This is a genomic window from Streptomyces sp. NBC_01408 (assembly GCF_026340255.1).
Taxonomy (GTDB): Bacteria; Actinomycetota; Actinomycetes; order Streptomycetales; family Streptomycetaceae; genus Streptomyces.
Window position 1 is genome coordinate 822136 of sequence record NZ_JAPEPJ010000003.1, and the last position, 16102, is coordinate 838237.

General features: G+C 71.4%; 18 protein-coding genes. 4 read left to right on the top strand and 14 right to left on the bottom strand.

Translation table 11 applies throughout. The features are described 5' to 3' along the window. The first annotated feature begins 109 nt into the window (after nt 1-109). Nucleotides 110-514: a helix-turn-helix domain-containing protein gene (locus tag OG447_RS31190; protein WP_266940892.1), complete on the top strand. Its 405-nt coding sequence runs from the start codon at nt 110-112 to the stop codon at nt 512-514. Here OG447_RS31190 and mutM read toward each other — a convergent pair. From mutM to OG447_RS31235, 9 genes are all read right to left on the bottom strand, one after another. Beyond that, the gene (gene mutM / locus OG447_RS31195) at nt 487-1347 is read right to left on the bottom strand and encodes a bifunctional DNA-formamidopyrimidine glycosylase/DNA-(apurinic or apyrimidinic site) lyase (protein WP_266940893.1); all 861 of its coding nucleotides are present in this window, start codon (nt 1345-1347) and stop codon (nt 487-489) included. The two genes, OG447_RS31190 and mutM, sit on opposite strands and share 28 nt — an antisense overlap. 115 nt (nt 1348-1462) lie before the next feature. Beyond that, nucleotides 1463-2308 (bottom strand): ribonuclease III, encoded by an 846-nt coding sequence (rnc, locus tag OG447_RS31200; protein WP_266940895.1) that lies wholly within the window; start codon nt 2306-2308, stop codon nt 1463-1465. A gap of 19 nt (nt 2309-2327) precedes the next feature. Next, nucleotides 2328-2501 carry a 50S ribosomal protein L32 gene (gene rpmF, locus OG447_RS31205; RefSeq protein WP_003965982.1) on the bottom strand — a complete coding sequence of 58 codons (174 nt, stop codon included), beginning with the start codon at nt 2499-2501 and terminating at the stop codon, nt 2328-2330. Nucleotides 2502-2503: 2 nt separating this feature from the next. Continuing rightward, nucleotides 2504-3172: a DUF177 domain-containing protein gene (locus tag OG447_RS31210; protein WP_266940897.1), complete on the bottom strand. Its 669-nt coding sequence runs from the start codon at nt 3170-3172 to the stop codon at nt 2504-2506. Nucleotides 3173-3306: 134 nt separating this feature from the next. Then, nucleotides 3307-4488 carry a DivIVA domain-containing protein gene (locus OG447_RS31215; RefSeq protein ID WP_266940898.1) on the bottom strand — a complete coding sequence of 394 codons (1182 nt, stop codon included), beginning with the start codon at nt 4486-4488 and terminating at the stop codon, nt 3307-3309. Nucleotides 4489-4591: 103 nt separating this feature from the next. Further along, nucleotides 4592-5071: a pantetheine-phosphate adenylyltransferase gene (gene coaD, locus OG447_RS31220; protein WP_266940993.1), complete on the bottom strand. Its 480-nt coding sequence runs from the start codon at nt 5069-5071 to the stop codon at nt 4592-4594. A 14-nt stretch (nt 5072-5085) separates the two neighbouring features. Further along, entirely contained in the window at nt 5086-5664 is a 579-nt protein-coding gene (gene rsmD / locus OG447_RS31225) for a 16S rRNA (guanine(966)-N(2))-methyltransferase RsmD (protein WP_266940899.1), read from the bottom strand. A gap of 95 nt (nt 5665-5759) precedes the next feature. Next, nucleotides 5760-7973 (bottom strand): ATP-dependent DNA helicase RecG, encoded by a 2214-nt coding sequence (gene recG, locus OG447_RS31230; RefSeq protein ID WP_266940901.1) that lies wholly within the window; start codon nt 7971-7973, stop codon nt 5760-5762. 27 nt (nt 7974-8000) lie between these two features. Next, entirely contained in the window at nt 8001-9686 is a 1686-nt protein-coding gene (locus tag OG447_RS31235) for a DAK2 domain-containing protein (protein ID WP_266940902.1), read from the bottom strand. A gap of 242 nt (nt 9687-9928) precedes the next feature. Here OG447_RS31235 and rpmB point away from each other — a divergent pair, with 242 nt between their 5' ends. Further along, nucleotides 9929-10114, top strand: a complete 186-nt coding sequence (gene rpmB / locus OG447_RS31240; RefSeq protein WP_073911113.1) for a 50S ribosomal protein L28 — start codon at nt 9929-9931, stop codon at nt 10112-10114. A gap of 103 nt (nt 10115-10217) precedes the next feature. Here the strand turns inward: rpmB and thiD are convergent, their stop codons facing one another. Beyond that, entirely contained in the window at nt 10218-11018 is an 801-nt protein-coding gene (gene thiD / locus OG447_RS31245) for a bifunctional hydroxymethylpyrimidine kinase/phosphomethylpyrimidine kinase (protein ID WP_266940903.1), read from the bottom strand. Then, on the bottom strand, nt 11015-11998 hold the full coding sequence (locus OG447_RS31250; RefSeq protein ID WP_266940904.1) for a thiamine-phosphate kinase: 984 nt from the start codon (nt 11996-11998) through the stop codon (nt 11015-11017). Before OG447_RS31250 ends, thiD begins: the two co-directional genes overlap by 4 nt. A 245-nt stretch (nt 11999-12243) precedes the next feature. Between OG447_RS31250 and OG447_RS31255 the strand changes: the two genes are divergently transcribed. Both OG447_RS31255 and OG447_RS31260 read left to right on the top strand, forming a co-directional pair. Next, nucleotides 12244-12477 carry an Lrp/AsnC family transcriptional regulator gene (locus tag OG447_RS31255; RefSeq protein ID WP_030028650.1) on the top strand — a complete coding sequence of 78 codons (234 nt, stop codon included), beginning with the start codon at nt 12244-12246 and terminating at the stop codon, nt 12475-12477. Between the two features lie 23 nt (nt 12478-12500). Further along, nucleotides 12501-12992: a DUF3515 domain-containing protein gene (locus OG447_RS31260; RefSeq protein WP_266940906.1), complete on the top strand. Its 492-nt coding sequence runs from the start codon at nt 12501-12503 to the stop codon at nt 12990-12992. Between the two features lie 75 nt (nt 12993-13067). Here the strand turns inward: OG447_RS31260 and OG447_RS31265 are convergent, their stop codons facing one another. The 3 genes from OG447_RS31265 to OG447_RS31275 are packed head-to-tail and all read right to left on the bottom strand — an operon-like array spanning nt 13068 to nt 16024. Next, nucleotides 13068-14225 (bottom strand): D-alanine--D-alanine ligase family protein, encoded by a 1158-nt coding sequence (locus OG447_RS31265; RefSeq protein ID WP_266940907.1) that lies wholly within the window; start codon nt 14223-14225, stop codon nt 13068-13070. A gap of 39 nt (nt 14226-14264) precedes the next feature. Then, nucleotides 14265-15275 carry an NAD(P)H-dependent glycerol-3-phosphate dehydrogenase gene (locus OG447_RS31270; RefSeq protein ID WP_266940908.1) on the bottom strand — a complete coding sequence of 337 codons (1011 nt, stop codon included), beginning with the start codon at nt 15273-15275 and terminating at the stop codon, nt 14265-14267. Further along, complete coding sequence (locus OG447_RS31275) at nt 15272-16024, bottom strand: 1-acyl-sn-glycerol-3-phosphate acyltransferase (protein WP_266940909.1); 753 nt, start codon at nt 16022-16024, stop codon at nt 15272-15274. Before OG447_RS31275 ends, OG447_RS31270 begins: the two co-directional genes overlap by 4 nt. Nucleotides 16025-16102: the final 78 nt, after the last annotated feature.

The window sequence follows — 16102 nt, forward strand, 5'->3', positions numbered from 1 at the left end:
TCCCTCGGGGTGTTCGTACGGCGTCGCGGTGCGACAAGAGAAAGAAAAGCACTAACTTTTAGAAAGCGCAACCTACGAGTTAGCGCTACCTCGGAGTACGCTTCCCTTCATGGAGACCCCCGCCCGCACCGAAGCCGATGCGACCGAACTACCGTTCGATGTTTTCGCGCGCAGCTGCCCCTCCCGGGAGACCCTGGAACACGTCACCGGCCGCTGGGGCAGCCTCACCGTGGGCGCGCTGCGCGAAGGCCCGTGCCGCTTCAACGAGTTGCGGCGCCGGGTGGAGGGCGTCAGCGAGAAGATGCTCTCGCAGACCCTGCACGCCCTGGAGCGGGACGGCATCGTCAACCGCGAGGCACAGCCGACGAACCCGCCCCGCGTGGACTACGAACTGACCCCGCTCGGTGTCGAGGTCGCGGACCGGTTGCTCTCGCTCATCCACTGCCTGGAGGGGAGCATGCCGCAGGTGCTGAGCGCCCGGCAGGCCTACGACACGACGCGCGGCGGCCTCTGACAGCGCGGGCAGAAGTAGCTCGACCGGTTCATCCACGGCCGGCGCCGCATGGGCGTCCCGCAGCGTCGGCAGGGCTCGTCCTCGCGTCCGTAGGCGTCGAGCGAGCGGTCGAAGTAGCCCGACTCCCCGTTCACATTGACGTAGAGGCTGTCGAAACTGGTCCCGCCGACGGCCAGAGCCGCGTTCATGACGTCCCGGACGTGGCCGAGGAGTTCCGCGCTCCGGGGGCGCGTCAGGGTGGCGGTGGGGCGCTCGTAGTGCAGCCTGGCCCGCCACAGGGCCTCGTCGGCATAGATGTTGCCGACCCCGCTGATCAGGGACTGGTCCAGCAGCGCCCGCTTGACGGTGGTCCGCTTGGCGCGCAGCGCGAGGTGGTAGGCGACCTCGTCGAACAGCGGGTCCAGGGGGTCCCGCGCGATGTGCGCGATGACGTCGGGCACCCCGTCGGGCGTGTTCTCGTGCAGCGAGAGCCCTCCGAAGGTGCGCTGGTCGACGAAGCGCAGCTCGGTCCCGGCGGAGTCGTCGAAGCGCACCCGGATCCGCAGGTGCTTCTCGTCCGGGGCGCCCTCCGGCTGCACGAGCAGCTGTCCGCTCATCCCCAGGTGCCCGAGCACGGACAGACCGCCGCCCTCCAGGGGAAGCCACAGGTACTTCCCCCGCCGCCGCGGCACACCGATGGTCTGCCCGCCGAGCCGCGCCGCGAAATCGGCCCCGCCACCCGGATGGCGCCGCACGGCCCGCGGATGCAGCACCTCGACGGCCTCGACGGTCCGCCCGGCCACCCACCGCTCCAGCCCCCGCCGCACCACTTCGACTTCGGGCAGCTCGGGCACGGGGTTCCTCCGGACGGGTGCGGGCATCACGCTCCGGCGAGCGTACCGGAGCCCGGAAACGGGTCCGCCCGCCCCTGTCGAGACAGGGGCGGGCGGGGGGATCCCGAAGGAAGGGTCAGGCGTTGGGCGCCGGGTCGACGGGCGTCGGCGCCCCGCCGTCCTCCGCCCCGGCCGGAGCCGGGACCTCGGCCGGAGCGGCGGCGGCCGCGGCTGCTGCCGCGATCCGCTCGTCCGCCGCGGCACGGATTCCGCGCCAGGCGGACTCCGCAGCCTGCTGTTCCGCTTCCTTCTTGCTGCGGCCGGTGCCGGTGCCGTACGAGACACCACCGACGCGAGCAGCAGCTGTGAAGGTCTTCTCGTGGTCCGGGCCGGTCTCGGTGACCAGATATTCCGGTACGCCAAGACCTTCGGCCGCCGTGAGCTCCTGGAGACTGGTCTTCCAGTCCAGGCCGGCCCCGAGGTTGGAGGACTTCTCGATGAGCGGGTCGAAGAGCCGGTGAACCAGCTCCGAGGCCGCGTCGAGGCCCTGGTCGAGGTAGACCGCGCCGATCACCGCTTCAAGGGTGTCGGCGAGGATGGAGGCCTTGTCCCGGCCACCCGTGCCCTCTTCGCCCCGGCCGAGCCGGATGAAGGAGCCGAGTTCGAGGCCGCGCCCGACCTCCGCCAGCGCGCGCGAGTTGACCACCGCGGCCCGAAGCTTGGCCAGCTGGCCTTCGGGGAGATCCGGGTGGGTCGTGTACAGCGTGTCCGTGACCACCAGGCCCAGCACGGAGTCCCCGAGGAACTCCAGCCGTTCGTTGGTGGGCAGACCGCCGTTCTCGTACGCGTACGAGCGGTGGGTCAGAGCACGCACCAGAAGGGCGGACTCGAGTCGATACCCGAGCCGCCCTTCCAGAAGCGTGTGGGACGAGGCCGCGTTGTTACTGTCTGCCTGCTTCTCAGCGTTGGACAGCTCAGACATTGCGCCTCTCACCAGCCGCTCAGACCTCGAGGACCTGGCGCTTGTTGTAGGTGCCGCAGCTCGGGCACGCAATGTGCTGGAGCTTCGGCTCCTGGCAACGCTCGCACGAAACCAGGGTGGGGACCGCAGCCTTCCACTGCGACCGGCGGTGGCGCGTGTTGCTGCGCGACATCTTCCGCTTCGGAACAGCCACGGCTACTTCTCCTGCTTCTCGGCGGCGCCCTGAACTCCGTCAGAGGCAGTGCCGCTCATGTTGTCCTTCTCGTCGTCCTGATCGGTCACGACGAGTCCCTGCAATGCCGCCCAACGGATGTCGACGGCGTCATGGTGGTGTTCCGGGTCGTCGTTCAGGCTGAGCCCGCAATCGGGGCACAGTCCGAGACAGTCCTCCCGGCACACCGGCTGCAGCGGCAGTGCGAGCACCACCACGTCGCGCAGCACGGGTTCGAGGTCGAACAAACCGTCCTCGAGGAAGAGCGTGTCCTCGTCGTCCTCGGCGTCGTCGGCCGGTTCCGCCTTGGAGCGGCTCCGGTCGTCGGCGTCAGGGTACGAGAACATCTCCTGGAAGTCCGCCTTGAGCTCGCGCTCGACGGCCTCCAGACACCTTACGCACTCCCCAACGGCCGATGCACGGGCGGTGCCTGTGACAAGCACCCCTTCCATGACCGACTCCATGCGGAGGCTGAGCTTCAGCGGGGCGCCCTCCGGCACTCCGATGACTCCGGCGAGACCGAGGTCCGCCGGCGCCGCGATCTCACGGGACAGCCGCTGCATGGCACCAGGACGCCGACCCAGCTCGTGCGTGTCGAACACGAGGGGGTTGCGGTGGTCGAGGCGGGTATTCAGGGCCGTTCCTGCTTTCACAGATCGCTGAAGATCAAATACGCTAAGGATGCCGCCGTTAAAGAGTGGCCTCTTATGGGCAGCATGGATCGCGGTGCATACGCGCGACCGAAGAGCCAGGATACCCGGAGCCGCGCTCTGCGCCCAATCCGGTGCTAGCGACCCTGTTCGTACTCACGCAGCTGGTCCAGATTGATCATGCTCGTGTCGAAGAAGCTGGTCTCGTCGAGCGCCGGCTGCTGCTGGGCGTGCGGCTGCTGGCCGTGCGACTGCTGGCCGTGCTGCTGCTGCGCGTGCTGCTGCTGCCCGTGCTGCTGGTAGCCCCCGTAGGGATCCGGCTGCGCATCGTAGTGCGCGGCGTAAGCCGCTCCGGTGGAGCCGCCGCTTGCGGCGGAATACGGGTCGGGCTGCTGCTGGTATCCGGCATAGGGGTCCTGGTGGCCCTGGTAGGCGTAGCCGTCCTGCTGCTGCGGCTGCCCCGCGTAGTGCGCGGCGTACCCCGCTCCGGTGGAGCCGGCCCCCGCACCGGAGTACGTGTCGTACACGGGCTCGGACTGCGCCGGGACCGGCGCCTGCGCCCCGGCCGGACCGGGATCCGCCAGCCCCGCCAGGAAGTCGGCGTCGCTCGTCGAGCGCGAGGACTGCCCCGCCGCCGCGTCCTGGGCGGCCATGTGCACGCCGAGGTCGTCGGAGGGGACCCGGCCCAGCAGCTTCTGGCGGCCCCGCCCGACGGCCTCCAGGGTCTTGGAGAGCACCGCCTCGAAGGTCGCCAGCTTGGTGTCCACGTAGGCGTCCGCCTGCTCCCGCTGGGTCTGCGGGTCGTGGCTGCGCTCGGGCGCGTCCGCGTCGTCGGCGTCCCCGTACGGCGGGTAACCCTGCCCGTCCGGGCCCGGGCCACGGCCCAGCAGCTTCTCCCGGCCGCGGTCCACGGAGCCGATCGTCTTGGTCAGCACGACCTCGAAGTTCGCGAGCTTGCTGTCGACGTAGTCGTCGGCCTCGGCACGGATCTCCTCGGCCTCCCGCCGGGCGTCGTCCAGGATCCGGTCCGCCTCGGCCTGGGAGCGCCGCGCGACCTCCGTGTCGGAGATCAGCGAGCCCCGCTGGCTGTGCGCGGACTCGATGATCCGGTCCGCCTCCCGGCGGGCCTCCTCGACCAGCTGCTCGCGGCCGCCGATGAGCTCCTGAGCCTGCGCGAGCGAGCCGGGGAGCGCCTGGCGGACCTCTTCGAGCTGGGCGAGCAGCTCGGCGCGGTTGATCACGCAGGAGGCCGACATGGGCATGGACCGGGCGCTGCCGACGGCCGCGACGATCTCGTCGAGCTTCTTCTGCACGTCCATGGGGGCTCGCACTCTCTCGGCCTCAGGCGGTTCCTGAGACGGACGGGACGACTGTAAGGCCACCGGGAGGGCCCCCGACACTGACTGACGGCCCGTCAGGCGGTCAGCGGTTGCGCAATCGTTCCATCAGCGCCGCGTGCACGTGCGCGGGCAGCAGGTGGGCGACGTCGCCGCCCCAGGTCGCGACCTCCTTGACCAGTGAGGAGGACAGGAAGCTGTAGGTGGGGATGGTCGGGACGAACAGCGTCTCGACGCCCGACAGCCCCATGTTCATCTGGGCCATCTGGAGCTCGTAGTCGAAGTCGCTGACCGCGCGCAGGCCCTTGACGATGGCCGGGATGTCCCGCTGCTTGCAGAAGTCGACGAGCAGGCCGTGGAAGGACTCGACCTGGATGTTGCCGTAGTCGGCGGTCGCCTCGCGGATCAGCTCGATCCGCTCCTCGACGGTGAACAGGCTCTGCTTCGACTTGTTGATCATCACGGCGACGTGCACGACGTCGTACAGCCTGGAGGCGCGTCCGATGATGTCGAGGTGTCCGTTGTGGATGGGATCGAAGGACCCCGGACAGACGGCGCGGCGCAACTGAACTCCCTCGTTCATGAGTCTTCGCTGGTGAAAGCGGCGCGGCCGTACCAAAGGGTGCCCTCGCCGTACTTCCTCGACCGGAGCGGCTCGAACCCTTCCGGCCACGGGAAGGCGCCGCTCCTGGTGCTGCGCTCCACGGTGACGAGCGCATCGCCGGTGAGCCAGCCATTGGACCGGAGTGTGAGGAGGATCTCCCGAAGATCGTCGTGCGTGACGGCGTACGGCGGGTCCAGGAAGACGATGTCGTACGGGTCCCCGCCCGCCCGGGCCGCCACGAGCTGCTCCGCCTTGCCGGGCCGGAACTCGGCGCCGGGCAGGCCCACCGCCTTGATGTTGTCCCGGATGGACTTGGCGGCCTTGGGGTCGGTCTCGACCAGCAGGGCGTGGTGCGCGCCGCGGGAGAGGGCCTCCAGGCCGACGGCGCCCGAGCCCGCGTAGAGGTCGAGCACCCGGGCCCCCTCGACGCCGTGCAGGGACTCCCAGGTGGAGAAGAGGCCTTCGCGCATCCGGTCCGAGGTCGGCCGGGTGCCGGTGCCGGGTGGCACGGCCAGCCGTCGCCCGCCGGCGCTGCCGGCGATCACGCGGGTCATCTGGGGTCCTTCGCTACGGCGGTCGGGGCTGCCGTGGGGCAGCCGTGGGGGTGCCGCGGGCAGAGCCGCGGAAGTCCAACGATAGGTCGTGCCGCTCAGCCCTTCTCCAGGTACTGCTCCCGCTCGGTGTCGAGCAGTGCGTCCAGCGCGGTCCTCAGGCCCGGCAGCCGCTCCAGCTCGGGGTCGTCGGCGACGACGCGGGTGGCCTCCTCCCGGGCCTGGGCGATGACCTCCTCGTCCTCGATGACGGCGAGCATCCGCAGCGAGGAGCGCACGCCCGACTGGGCCTGTCCCAGTACATCGCCCTCGCGGCGCTGTTCCAGGTCGATCCTGGAGAGTTCGAACCCGTCGAGGGTGGCGGCGACGGCGGCCAGCCGGGCCCGGGCGGGGCTGGCCTCGTGCATCTCGCTGACCAGGAGGCACAGGCCGGGCGCGGAGCCGCGGCCGACGCGTCCGCGCAGCTGGTGGAGCTGGGAGACGCCGAACCGGTCCGCGTCCATGATCACCATGACGGTGGAGTTCGGAACGTTCACCCCGACCTCGATGACGGTGGTGGCGACCAGCACCTTGACCTCGCCCGCGGCGAACCGGCGCATGACGGCGTCCTTGTCGGCCGGGTCCATCCGGCCGTGCAGCACCTCGACCGGGAGGCCTGCGAGCGGGCCCCTGGTGAGCTGCTCGGCGATCTCCAGGACCGCGAGCGGGGGCCGCCTGTCCCCGTCCTCCTCGGCGGCCTTCTTCTTCTTGGCTTCGGCGGCCTCGTCGTCGCCGTCCCCGATGCGCGGACAGACCACGTACGCCTGGTGGCCGTTCTCCACCTCCTCGCGGACCCGTTCCCAGGCGCGGGTCAGGAAGTGCGGCTTGTCCTTGGCGGGCACCACGTGGGTGGCGATCGGCGAGCGGCCGGCGGGCAGCTGGTCGAGGACGGAGGTCTCCAGGTCGCCGAAGACGGTCATCGCGACGGTGCGCGGAATCGGGGTCGCGGTCATCACCAGCAGGTGCGGGGGCTGCTTGCCCTTGGAGCGCAGCGCGTCGCGCTGTTCCACGCCGAAGCGGTGCTGTTCGTCGACCACGACCAGGCCGAGGTCGTGGAACTGGACCTTGTCCTCGATCAGGGCGTGTGTGCCGATCACGATCCCGGCCTCGCCGGTGACCAGGTCGAGCAGGGCCTGGCGGCGCGCGGGCATCCCCATCGAGCCGGTGAGCAGCACCACCTTGGTGCCCTGGTCGGAGCCGCCGAGCATGCCCCCCTCGGCCAGTTCGCCCATCATCTCGGTGATGGACCGGTGGTGCTGCTGGGCGAGCACCTCGGTCGGGGCGAGCATCGCGGCCTGTCCCCCGGAGTCGACGACGGCGAGCATCGCCCGCAGCGCGACCATCGTCTTACCGGATCCGACTTCGCCCTGGAGGAGGCGGTGCATGGGGTGGCTGGTGGCCAGGTCGTCGAAGATCTCCTTGGAGACGCATCGCTGGCCCTCGGTGAGGGTGAAGGGCAGCTTGGCGTCGAAGGAGTCGAGCAGTCCGCCGGGGGTGGGGCGCCGCGGGACGGCCGGGAGCTGGGAGTCGGCGTGCCGGCGGCGGGCCAGGGCGACTTGGAGGACGAAGGCCTCGTCCCACTTCAGTCGCTGGCGGGCGTCCTCGATGTCGGCCTTGGTGGCCGGCCGGTGGATCTTGAGGAGGGCCTCGGTGAGGGGGATCAGGGCGCGGCCGTCGCGCAGGGCGGCCGGCAGCGGGTCCACGACCTCCTGGACGTGGGGCAGCACGGCGTCCACGCACTTGGCGATCTTCCAGGACTCCAGCTTGGCGCAGGCCGGATAGATCGGGATGAGCTGGTTGGCGAAGGCGGTGGCCGCGTCCCGGTCGGAGGCGTCGGCGCCGAGCGGCTCGTAGGCCGGGTGGGAGAGCTGGAGCTTGCGGTTGAACATGCCGACCTTGCCCGCGAACATGGCGCGGGTGCCGGGCAGCAGGTCCTTGTGCGGTTTGTGGACGCCCGCGCCGAAGAAGACGAGCTGGAGCCGTCCGCTGCCGTCGGTGATGGTGACTTCCAGGCGTTTGCCGCGGCCGCCGTTGAAGGTCAGGATCCGGGCATCGGCCACTTGGGCGACGACCGTCACGTGCTCGTCGAGCTGGTCGGACAGCTCGGCCAGCGGGGTCAGCTCGCCACGCTCCGCGTACCGCCGCGGGTAGTGGTGGACGAGGTCCAGGGCCGTGTGCAGGCCGAGCTGCTCGGCCAGCACCTTGGCGGTGGCGGGGCCGAGGGTCTTCTTGAGGTCTTCGTCGAGCGCGGGCACGTGTTCATTGCACACCATGGCGCCGACAACCCCGCCTTTCGACCCCTACTCCACCCCGATGAGCAGCGGCGCCGAGTAGCGGCCGCCGTGGTAGGTGACGGTGTCCACGGCGAGGTGTCCGTGCTGGACGTACGCCTCCAGGCGTTCGGCGAGGGCGTCCGGGACCTCGGGTCCCAGGACCAGCGTGACGAGTTCGCCGCCGGAGCCGAGCATCCGGTCCAGGACGGCCTCCGCGGTCTCGGTCAGGCCGGAGCCGATGACGGCGACGTCGCCGTCGATGAGCCCGAGGACGTCCCCGGCCTGGCAGATGCCGGCGGAGGTGAAGGACTGGCGTTCGGCGACGGCCAGCTCCCCGTACCGGGTGGCGCCGGCCGCGGCGGTCATGGCGACCACGTCCTCGTCGAAGCTGCCGTCCGGGTCGTGCACGGCGAGGGCGGCCAGGCCCTGGACCGCCGACCGGGTGGGGATCACGGCCACGCGTACGCCGTCGGCGCGGGCCTGCTCGGCCGCCGCGGCGGCGACGGCGCGCAGCTCGGCTCCGCCGGGCAGGAGGACCACCTCGCGGGCGTGCGCCCGCCGGACGGCGTCGAGCAGCTCGGCGGCGGCCGGGACCTCCCCGGGGCGTACGAGCACGGTGGTGGCGCCCGCCTCGGCGCAGAGCCCGGCCAGCCCCTCGCCCGGGACGACGGCGACCACGGCCCGCTGGGTGCGCTCGCCGCGGGCCCGGCGCCGCTCGTCGCCGAAGTGGGTGATGCGTATCCGGTACGGCCGCCCGGCGACCACGCCGGCCTCCACGGCCGCACCCGGGTCGTCGACGTGTACGTGGACGTTCCACAGTCCGTCGCCGCCGACGACGACGAGGGAGTCGCCGAGTCCGTCGAGCCGCGTGCGCAGCTCCCCGACGGCCGCGTCGGAGGCCTCCAGCAGGTAGATCACCTCGTACGCGGGCCCGTCCTGCTCCTGCGCGCAGGGCTCCGGCGACTGCGGCACGGGCACGGCCCGGCCCCGCACCGGTTCGGCGGCGGGCTCCTGGCCGGACAGTGCCTGCCACAGGGCCCCGAGTACGGCGACCAGTCCGCAGCCCCCGGCGTCGACCACTCCGGCCCGGCCCAGCACGGCCAGCTGCCCGGGGGTCTCGGCCAGGGCGGCGCGGGCTCCGTCGTAGGCGGCGCGGGCCACGTCCGCGGCGGTCCCGGCGGCGGCCCCGGCCGCCTCACCGGCCCGCGCGGCGGCGGTGGCGACGGTGAGCATGGTGCCCTCCACCGGGTGCGCCACGGCCTCGTACGCCGATTCCGCGGCCCGGGTCAGCGCCTGGGCCAGCAGCCGGCCGGGGCCGCGCCCCGCGGGCTCGTCGCCGAGTACGTCGGCCACGCCGCGCAGCAGCTGGGCCAGGATCGTCCCGGAGTTGCCGCGGGCCCCGATGAGCGCCCCGTGCGCGTAGGCCCGTACGGCCTCGGCGAGGGAGGCCGGCGCTGTGGCGTCGGCCACTCCTTCGGGGCCCGGGCCGTCGGGGCCGTCGGCGCCTTCGAGGGTCTCGGCCAGCGCGCGGTCGGCCGATTCGGCGGTCAGGTAGAGGTTGGTGCCGGTGTCGGCGTCGGCGACCGGGTAGACGTTGATCGCGTCGATGTCCTCGCGGGCCCGGCCCAGTGCGGCCACGGCCAGCGAACTCCAGATGCGCACCGCTTCGGCGTCGAGCTCGTCAGGGGGCTGCGGCTGCTGCTCGTGCGGCACCGGGCGTTCCTCCTTGTGCGGGCCAGGGTTCACCGCAGGGTAACGAAGGACTGCCCGGGCGTCGGGACCGCGGGGCGGGGTCGGCGGCGGTCATGGTAGTTTTCTTGGACCGACGCAGTCGTTGTATGCTGCTCCGGTTGCCCGATGAGAATCGGGCCATTCCCCCGGCAAACCACTTCAGACTCTCTGATTCCGGTGCGCCGGTTTCACTGTAATTGCATCTGAAGTCTTTGGAGTGACCTGTGGCTGCCAACTGCGACGTTTGCGCCAAGGGGCCGAGCTTCGGCAACAGCATCTCCCACTCGCACCGCCGCACCTCGCGTCGCTGGAACCCGAACATCCAGCGCGTCCGTGCCGTGGTCAATGGGACGCCGAAGCGCCTCAACGCCTGCACCTCGTGCATCAAGGCCGGCAAGGTCTCGCGCTGACGCCTCACGTCGTAGCGCAGCCCTTTCCGGTTGCCAAGAAGGCCGGTTCACCTCTGGTGAACCGGCCTTTTGCCTTGTCCGCCGCACGCCGGCGAAGCCGCGGTCAGCGGTACTGCCAGGCGTGGTCCACCGGGCCTATGCCCCCGCCGAGCGGGAAGCCGGCGGCGATGGCTCCCGTGACGTACTCCTTGGCGGCCGCGACCGCCTCCGGGACGGCCAGTCCCTTCGCGAGGCCCGCCGCGATCGCGCTGGCGAGGGTGCAGCCGGTGCCGTGGGTGTGCCGGTTGTCGTAGCGCGGCGCCCGCAGCCACCGCTCGTCGGTCCCGTCGGTCAGCAGGTCCACGGCCTCGCCCCCGTGCGCCGCGAGGTGTCCGCCCTTGATGAGCGCCCACCGCGGCCCGTACCCGAGGATCGCGTCGGCGGCCCGCCGCATGTCGTCCTCGTTCCGCACGGCCAGGCCCGTGAGCTGCGCCACCTCGTCGAGGTTGGGCGTGGCCACCGTGGCCCTCGGGAGCAGCTCCTTGCGTACGGCGTCCAGCGCCGAGGCGGCGAGCAGCGCGTCCCCGTGCTTGGAGACGCCCACGGGGTCCACGACGGCCGGGGCCTGGGTGTCGGCGAGCAGCGCGGCCACCGTCTCCACCAGGACGGCGGAGGAGAGCATGCCGGTCTTCACGGCCGCTACGCCTATGTCGTCCACCACGGCCCGGTACTGGGCCGTCACGGCCTCGGCGGGCAGCTCCCAGGCTCCGCGTACCCCGAGCGAGTTCTGCGCGGTCACGGCGGTGACCACGCTCATGCCGTGGACGCCGAGCGCCATCATGGTCTTCAGGTCGGCCTGGATTCCCGCGCCGCCGCCGGAGTCGGATCCGGCGACGGTCAGGCAGAGCGGCGGGGCGCCGGTCATCGCGGGTTCTCCTCGGCGACCGGGTCGGTGCCGAAGTGGTCCCAGCCGCCGACGCTGGCCCAGGGCGCGCCGTCCACGGTCACCTGCGGCAGGGCGGAGCGGTTGAGCACCTCGCCGATGACCTTCCAGCGGGCAGGCAGTTTCACGTCGGGCGGGAAGGTCGCCACGATCGCGTGGTCCTCTCCCCCGGTGAGCACCCACTGGAGCGGGTCCACGCCGACGGCCTGTCCGATGTCGTGCATCTGCGTCGGGATGTCGACGGCGGCCGTGTGCAGGTCGATCCGTACCTTGCTGGCCTCGGCGATGTGTCCGAGGTCGGCGATCAGGCCGTCGCTGACGTCGGTCATGGCGGTGGCGCCGAGTCCGGCGGCCGCGGGGCCCGCGTGGTACGGCGGCTCGGGGCGCCGGTGCGCCTCGACGAAGGCCCGCGGGGAGCGGAAGCCGCGCGAGAGCACGGCGAAGCCCGCGGCGGACCAGCCCAGCCAGCCGGTGACGGCCACGACGTCCCCGGGCTGGGCGCCGGAGCGCAGTACGGGTTCGTGGTTGCGCAGGTCGCCGAGGGCGGTGATCGCGACGGTGATGGTGTCCCCGCGGACCACGTCCCCGCCGACGACGGCCGCGCCGGCGACCTGGCACTCGTCGCGGATGCCGTCCATCAGCTCGGTGGGCCAGGTGACCGGCAGCTCGGCCGGGACGACCAGGCCGAGCAGGAGCGCGGTCGGCACCGCGCCCATGGCGGCGATGTCGGCGAGGTTCTGCGCGGCGGCCTTGCGGCCGACGTCGTAGGCCGTGGACCAGTCGCGCCGGAAGTGCCGTCCCTCCAGCAGGATGTCCGTGCTCGCCACGACCCGCCGGTCGGGGGCCGACACGACCGCGGCGTCGTCGCCCGGTCCGAGCCGGACCGCCGGGGTGGTGGTGAGCCGTGAGGTCAGTTCACGAATGAGCCCGAACTCCCCCAGCTCGCCCACAGTGCCCTTCATCGCTGTGCCCCTTCTTGCCCAGTCCGCTTGCGGTCGCGAGCCGTCACAGCTCTGGGTACCGTCAACAGATACGTCAACTTCTGCTCTCCGTACGCCCCGCTGTGCGTGGCGCCTCGCCCCCGGGTCTCCCCGCGGCGCGCGGCGACGCGGTACCGTGGCGTCCCTTCTTCCCCCGGCCCTGTCCATCGTGTGGGGTCCACCCGAAGATTAGGGGAAATGATCCTCGTGGCCGCCCTGGAGGTTCCGTGGTACAGGCGTACATCCTTATCCAGACCGAGGTGGGCAAGGCGTCGTTCGTCGCCGAGTCCATCGGGCAGATCCCGGGGGTGATCCAGGCCGAGGACGTGACGGGCCCGTACGACGTGATCGTGCGCGCCCAGGCCGACACCGTGGACGAGCTCGGCCGCATGGTCGTCGCCAAGGTCCAGCAGGTGGAGGGGATCACCCGCACCTTGACCTGCCCGGTGGTCCATCTGTAGCCCCCGTCTACTCTAGGCCGGTGATGTCCCTCCACCGCCGGCCCCTGCGTCTCCTGGCCATGCCCACCGCGATGGCCGTTGCGGCCCTCGCGGGCTGTACCCCGGGCGGTTCCGAGGCCCGGGTGGACCCTCCGCCCACGCCGCCCGCCGACATCGCGGGGCTCTGTGCAGCGCTGCACGAGGAGCTCCCGGAGACGGTGGCCGGCCTGGCGCGGACCAGGACCGAACCGGAGTCCGCTCTGACGGCCGCGTGGGGCGGCTCGGCGATCGTACTGCGGTGCGGTATCCCCAAGCCCCCCAAGATGGCGGATCCGAAGCAGGAGGGCGTTCACGTCAACGACGTGGCCTGGCTGCTGGAGAAGCGCGGTGACGGGGGTTTCCGGTTCACCACCGGGATGCGGGAGGCGTACACGGAGGTCCTGGTCGACAAGGAGCATGCCACGGATGCGGGGATGCTGGTCGGGCTGTCCGCCGCGATCGCCAAGACCGTGCCGGAGGGCATCTCCTCGTACTGAACCCACAGCGACCGCCCGCCGGGAATCCCGGCGGGCGGTCGGCCGTGGGTACCTCGTGTGCCGGAGCCGGTCCTTCTAGCGCAGGCCGGTGGAGCGGCGCAGCGCCGCCTGGATGAGGCGGTCCACCAGCTCCGGGTACTCGACGCCCGACTCCTGCCACATGCGCGGGTACATGGAGATCGGCGTGAAGCCCGGCATGGTGTTGATCTCGTTGATCACGAAGGTGCCGTCCTCCGTGAGGAAGAAGTCGGCGCGCACCAGGCCCTCGCAGGAGGCGGCGTCGAAGGCCTCGATCGCGAGCTTCTGCACCTCGGCGGTCTGCTCCGGGGTGAGCGGGGCGGGCACGATCCCGGAGGCGGAGTCGATGTACTTCGCCTCGAAGTCGTAGAAGTCGTGGCTGGAGACCGGCGGGATCTCGGCGGGCGCGCTCGCACGCGGTCCGTCCTCGAACTCCAGGACCCCGCACTCGATCTCGCGGCCGCGCAGCAGCGCCTCCACGATGATCTTCGGGTCGTGACGGCGGGCCTCTTCGACGGCATCGTCCAGGCCGGAGACGTCGTCGACCTTGGTGATGCCGATGGAGGAGCCGGCCCGGGCGGGCTTGATGAACAGCGGCCAGCCGTGCTCGGCGGCGAAGTCCAGGATCTTGCCGCGGGCGGCGTCCCGGTCGGCTTCCCACTCGCGGGGGCGGATGGTCACGTACGGGCCGACGCGCAGTCCGAAGGAGGTGAACACCCGCTTCATGTAGTCCTTGTCCTGGCCGACGGCCGAGGCGAGGACGCCGGAGCCGACGTACGGGATGCCGGACAGCTCCAGGAGCCCCTGGAGGGTGCCGTCCTCGCCGTAGGGGCCGTGGAGCACGGGGAAGACGACGTCGACCTCGCCCAGGGCCTTGGGGACGGCGCCCGGCTCGGTGTAGAGCACCTCGCGGTTGGCGGGGTCGACCGAGAGGACGACGGAGCCGTCCTCGGAGTCCGCCAGCTGCTCGACGTTCGGGAGCCGGCGGTCGGCGATGGCCATCCGCGCGGGCTCGTCGGCGGTCAGCGCCCACCGGCCGTCCGTGGTGATGCCGATGGGCAGCACCTCGTACTTGGAGCGGTCGATGGAGCGCAGCACGGCGCCCGCGGTGACGACCGAGATGGCGTGTTCCGAGCTGCGGCCGCCGAACACGACGGCCACGCGGGGCTTGCGGCCCTGCTGCTCAGGGGTCTGGGGGAGGTTCTCGCTGCTCATATCGCCACGAGGGTACCCGCTCAGACGTCCGGATTGCAGTCAGCGACGTTCCGGTTTGGCGCTGCGTCCCATCAGTTCCTTGAGCGCGACCAGCGTGGGCTTGCCGTGGTGGACGATGTCCACCACGGTGTCGGTGATCGGCATGTCGATCCCGTGGCGCCGGGCCAGATCCGCCACCGACTGGCAGGACTTGACCCCTTCGGCGGTCTGCTTGGTGACCGCGATGGTCTCCTCCAGGGTCATGCCCCGGCCGAGGTTGGTGCCGAAGGTGTGGTTCCGGGAGAGCGGCGAGGAGCAGGTGGCGACCAGGTCGCCGAGGCCCGCGAGGCCGGAGAAGGTGAGCGGGTCGGCGCCCATCGCCACGCCCAGCCGGGTCGCTTCGGCGAGCCCGCGGGTGATGAGGGAGCCCTTGGTGTTGTCGCCCAGTCCCATGCCGTCCGCGATGCCGACGGCGAGGCCGATGACGTTCTTGACCGCGCCGCCGAGTTCGCAGCCGATGACGTCGGTGCTCGTGTACGGGCGGAAGTACGGGGTGTGGCAGGCGGCCTGGAGGCGCCGGGCCACGTCCTCGTCCACGCAGGCGACCACGGAGGCGGCGGGCTGCCGGGCGGCGATCTCGCGGGCCAGGTTGGGGCCGGTGACGACGGCGACGCGCTCGGCGGGGACCTTGGCCACCTCCTCGATGACCTCGCTCATCCGCTTGGCGGTGCCGAGTTCGATGCCCTTCATCAGGGAGACGAGCACGGTGTCGGGGGCCAGCAGCGGTGCCCAGGCGGCGAGGTTGCCGCGCAGGGTCTGGGAGGGGACGGCGAGGACGGTGAAGTCGGCGCCGGCGGCGGCCTGTGCCGGGTCGGTGGTGGCCCGGATGCCCGCGGGGAGTTCGACGTCGGGGAAGTAGTCCGGGTTCGTCCGGCCGGTGTTGATGGCGTCGACCAGCTCCTGGCGGCGGCCCCACAGGGTCACCTCGCAGCCGGCGTCGGCGAGCACGATGGCGAAGGCCGTGCCCCAGGAGCCTGTTCCGAAGACGGTGGCCTTCACGGCGGGTGTCACTTCTTGCCCTCCCCTGCGGCGTTGCGCCGCTGCTGCTCCCTGGCCTTGCGATGGTCGTACGGCTGCTCGGGGGCGGTTTCGCCCCGCACTTCCTCCAGCAGCTCGGTGATGGCCGCCATGATGACCTCGGTGGCCTCCTTCAGCACGTCCGGGGTGGGTTCCCGGTCGTAGAAGCCGGAGAGGTCCACGGGCGGTCCGGCGAGCACCTGGAGGGTCTTGCGCGGGAAGAGCTGGACCTTGTCCTCCTTGGCGTAGGGCGGCATTGCGAGGTTCGCGCCCCACTGGGCCACCGGAATGACGGGTGCCCTGGTGATCAGCGCGACACGGGCGGCGCCGGTCTTGCCGGCCATCGGCCACATGTCGGGGTCGCGGGTGAGGGTGCCTTCCGGGTAAAAGGCCACGCATTCGCCGTGCTCGATCGCGTCCACCGCCGCCCGGAATGCGTCCAGGGCGTTGGTGCTCTCGCGGTAGACCGGGATCTGCCCGCTGCCGCGCAGGATCGATCCGACAATGGGCACCTTGAAGAGGGCCGCCTTCGCGAGCAATCGGGGCACCCGCCCGGTGTTGTACTGGAAGTGCGCGTAGGAGAGCGGGTCCAGATACGAGTTGTGATTGACGGCGGTGATAAAGCCGCCCTCGGCCGGAATGTGCTCCATTCCCCGCCAGTCCCGCTTGAAGAGCACTACCAGCGGCGGTTTCGCGATGACCGCTGCCAGGCGGTACCAGAAGCCGATTCTGCGGCGGGACACTCGGACACCTTCCTCTAGGACCGGTGCGCGGCTTGGGCACCTCGTCGGCCGGACAAGTGTCGCTCCAGGCCCGGTCTC

Excerpts from the sequence above, each read along its gene's own strand:
- OG447_RS31190 (WP_266940892.1), top strand. The coding sequence starts at position 110 with ATGGAGACCCCCGCCCGCACCGAAGCCGATGCGACCGAACTACCGTTC.
- OG447_RS31215 (WP_266940898.1), bottom strand. The coding sequence starts at position 4,488 with ATGGACGTGCAGAAGAAGCTCGACGAGATCGTCGCGGCCGTCGGCAGC.
- OG447_RS31260 (WP_266940906.1), top strand. The coding sequence starts at position 12,501 with ATGTCCCTCCACCGCCGGCCCCTGCGTCTCCTGGCCATGCCCACCGCG.
- OG447_RS31265 (WP_266940907.1), bottom strand. The coding sequence starts at position 14,225 with ATGAGCAGCGAGAACCTCCCCCAGACCCCTGAGCAGCAGGGCCGCAAG.
- thiD (WP_266940903.1), bottom strand. The coding sequence starts at position 11,018 with ATGACCGGCGCCCCGCCGCTCTGCCTGACCGTCGCCGGATCCGACTCC.
- OG447_RS31250 (WP_266940904.1), bottom strand. The coding sequence starts at position 11,998 with ATGAAGGGCACTGTGGGCGAGCTGGGGGAGTTCGGGCTCATTCGTGAA.
- rsmD (WP_266940899.1), bottom strand. The coding sequence starts at position 5,664 with ATGACCCGCGTGATCGCCGGCAGCGCCGGCGGGCGACGGCTGGCCGTG.
- recG (WP_266940901.1), bottom strand. The coding sequence starts at position 7,973 with ATGGTGTGCAATGAACACGTGCCCGCGCTCGACGAAGACCTCAAGAAG.
- rnc (WP_266940895.1), bottom strand. The coding sequence starts at position 2,308 with ATGTCTGAGCTGTCCAACGCTGAGAAGCAGGCAGACAGTAACAACGCG.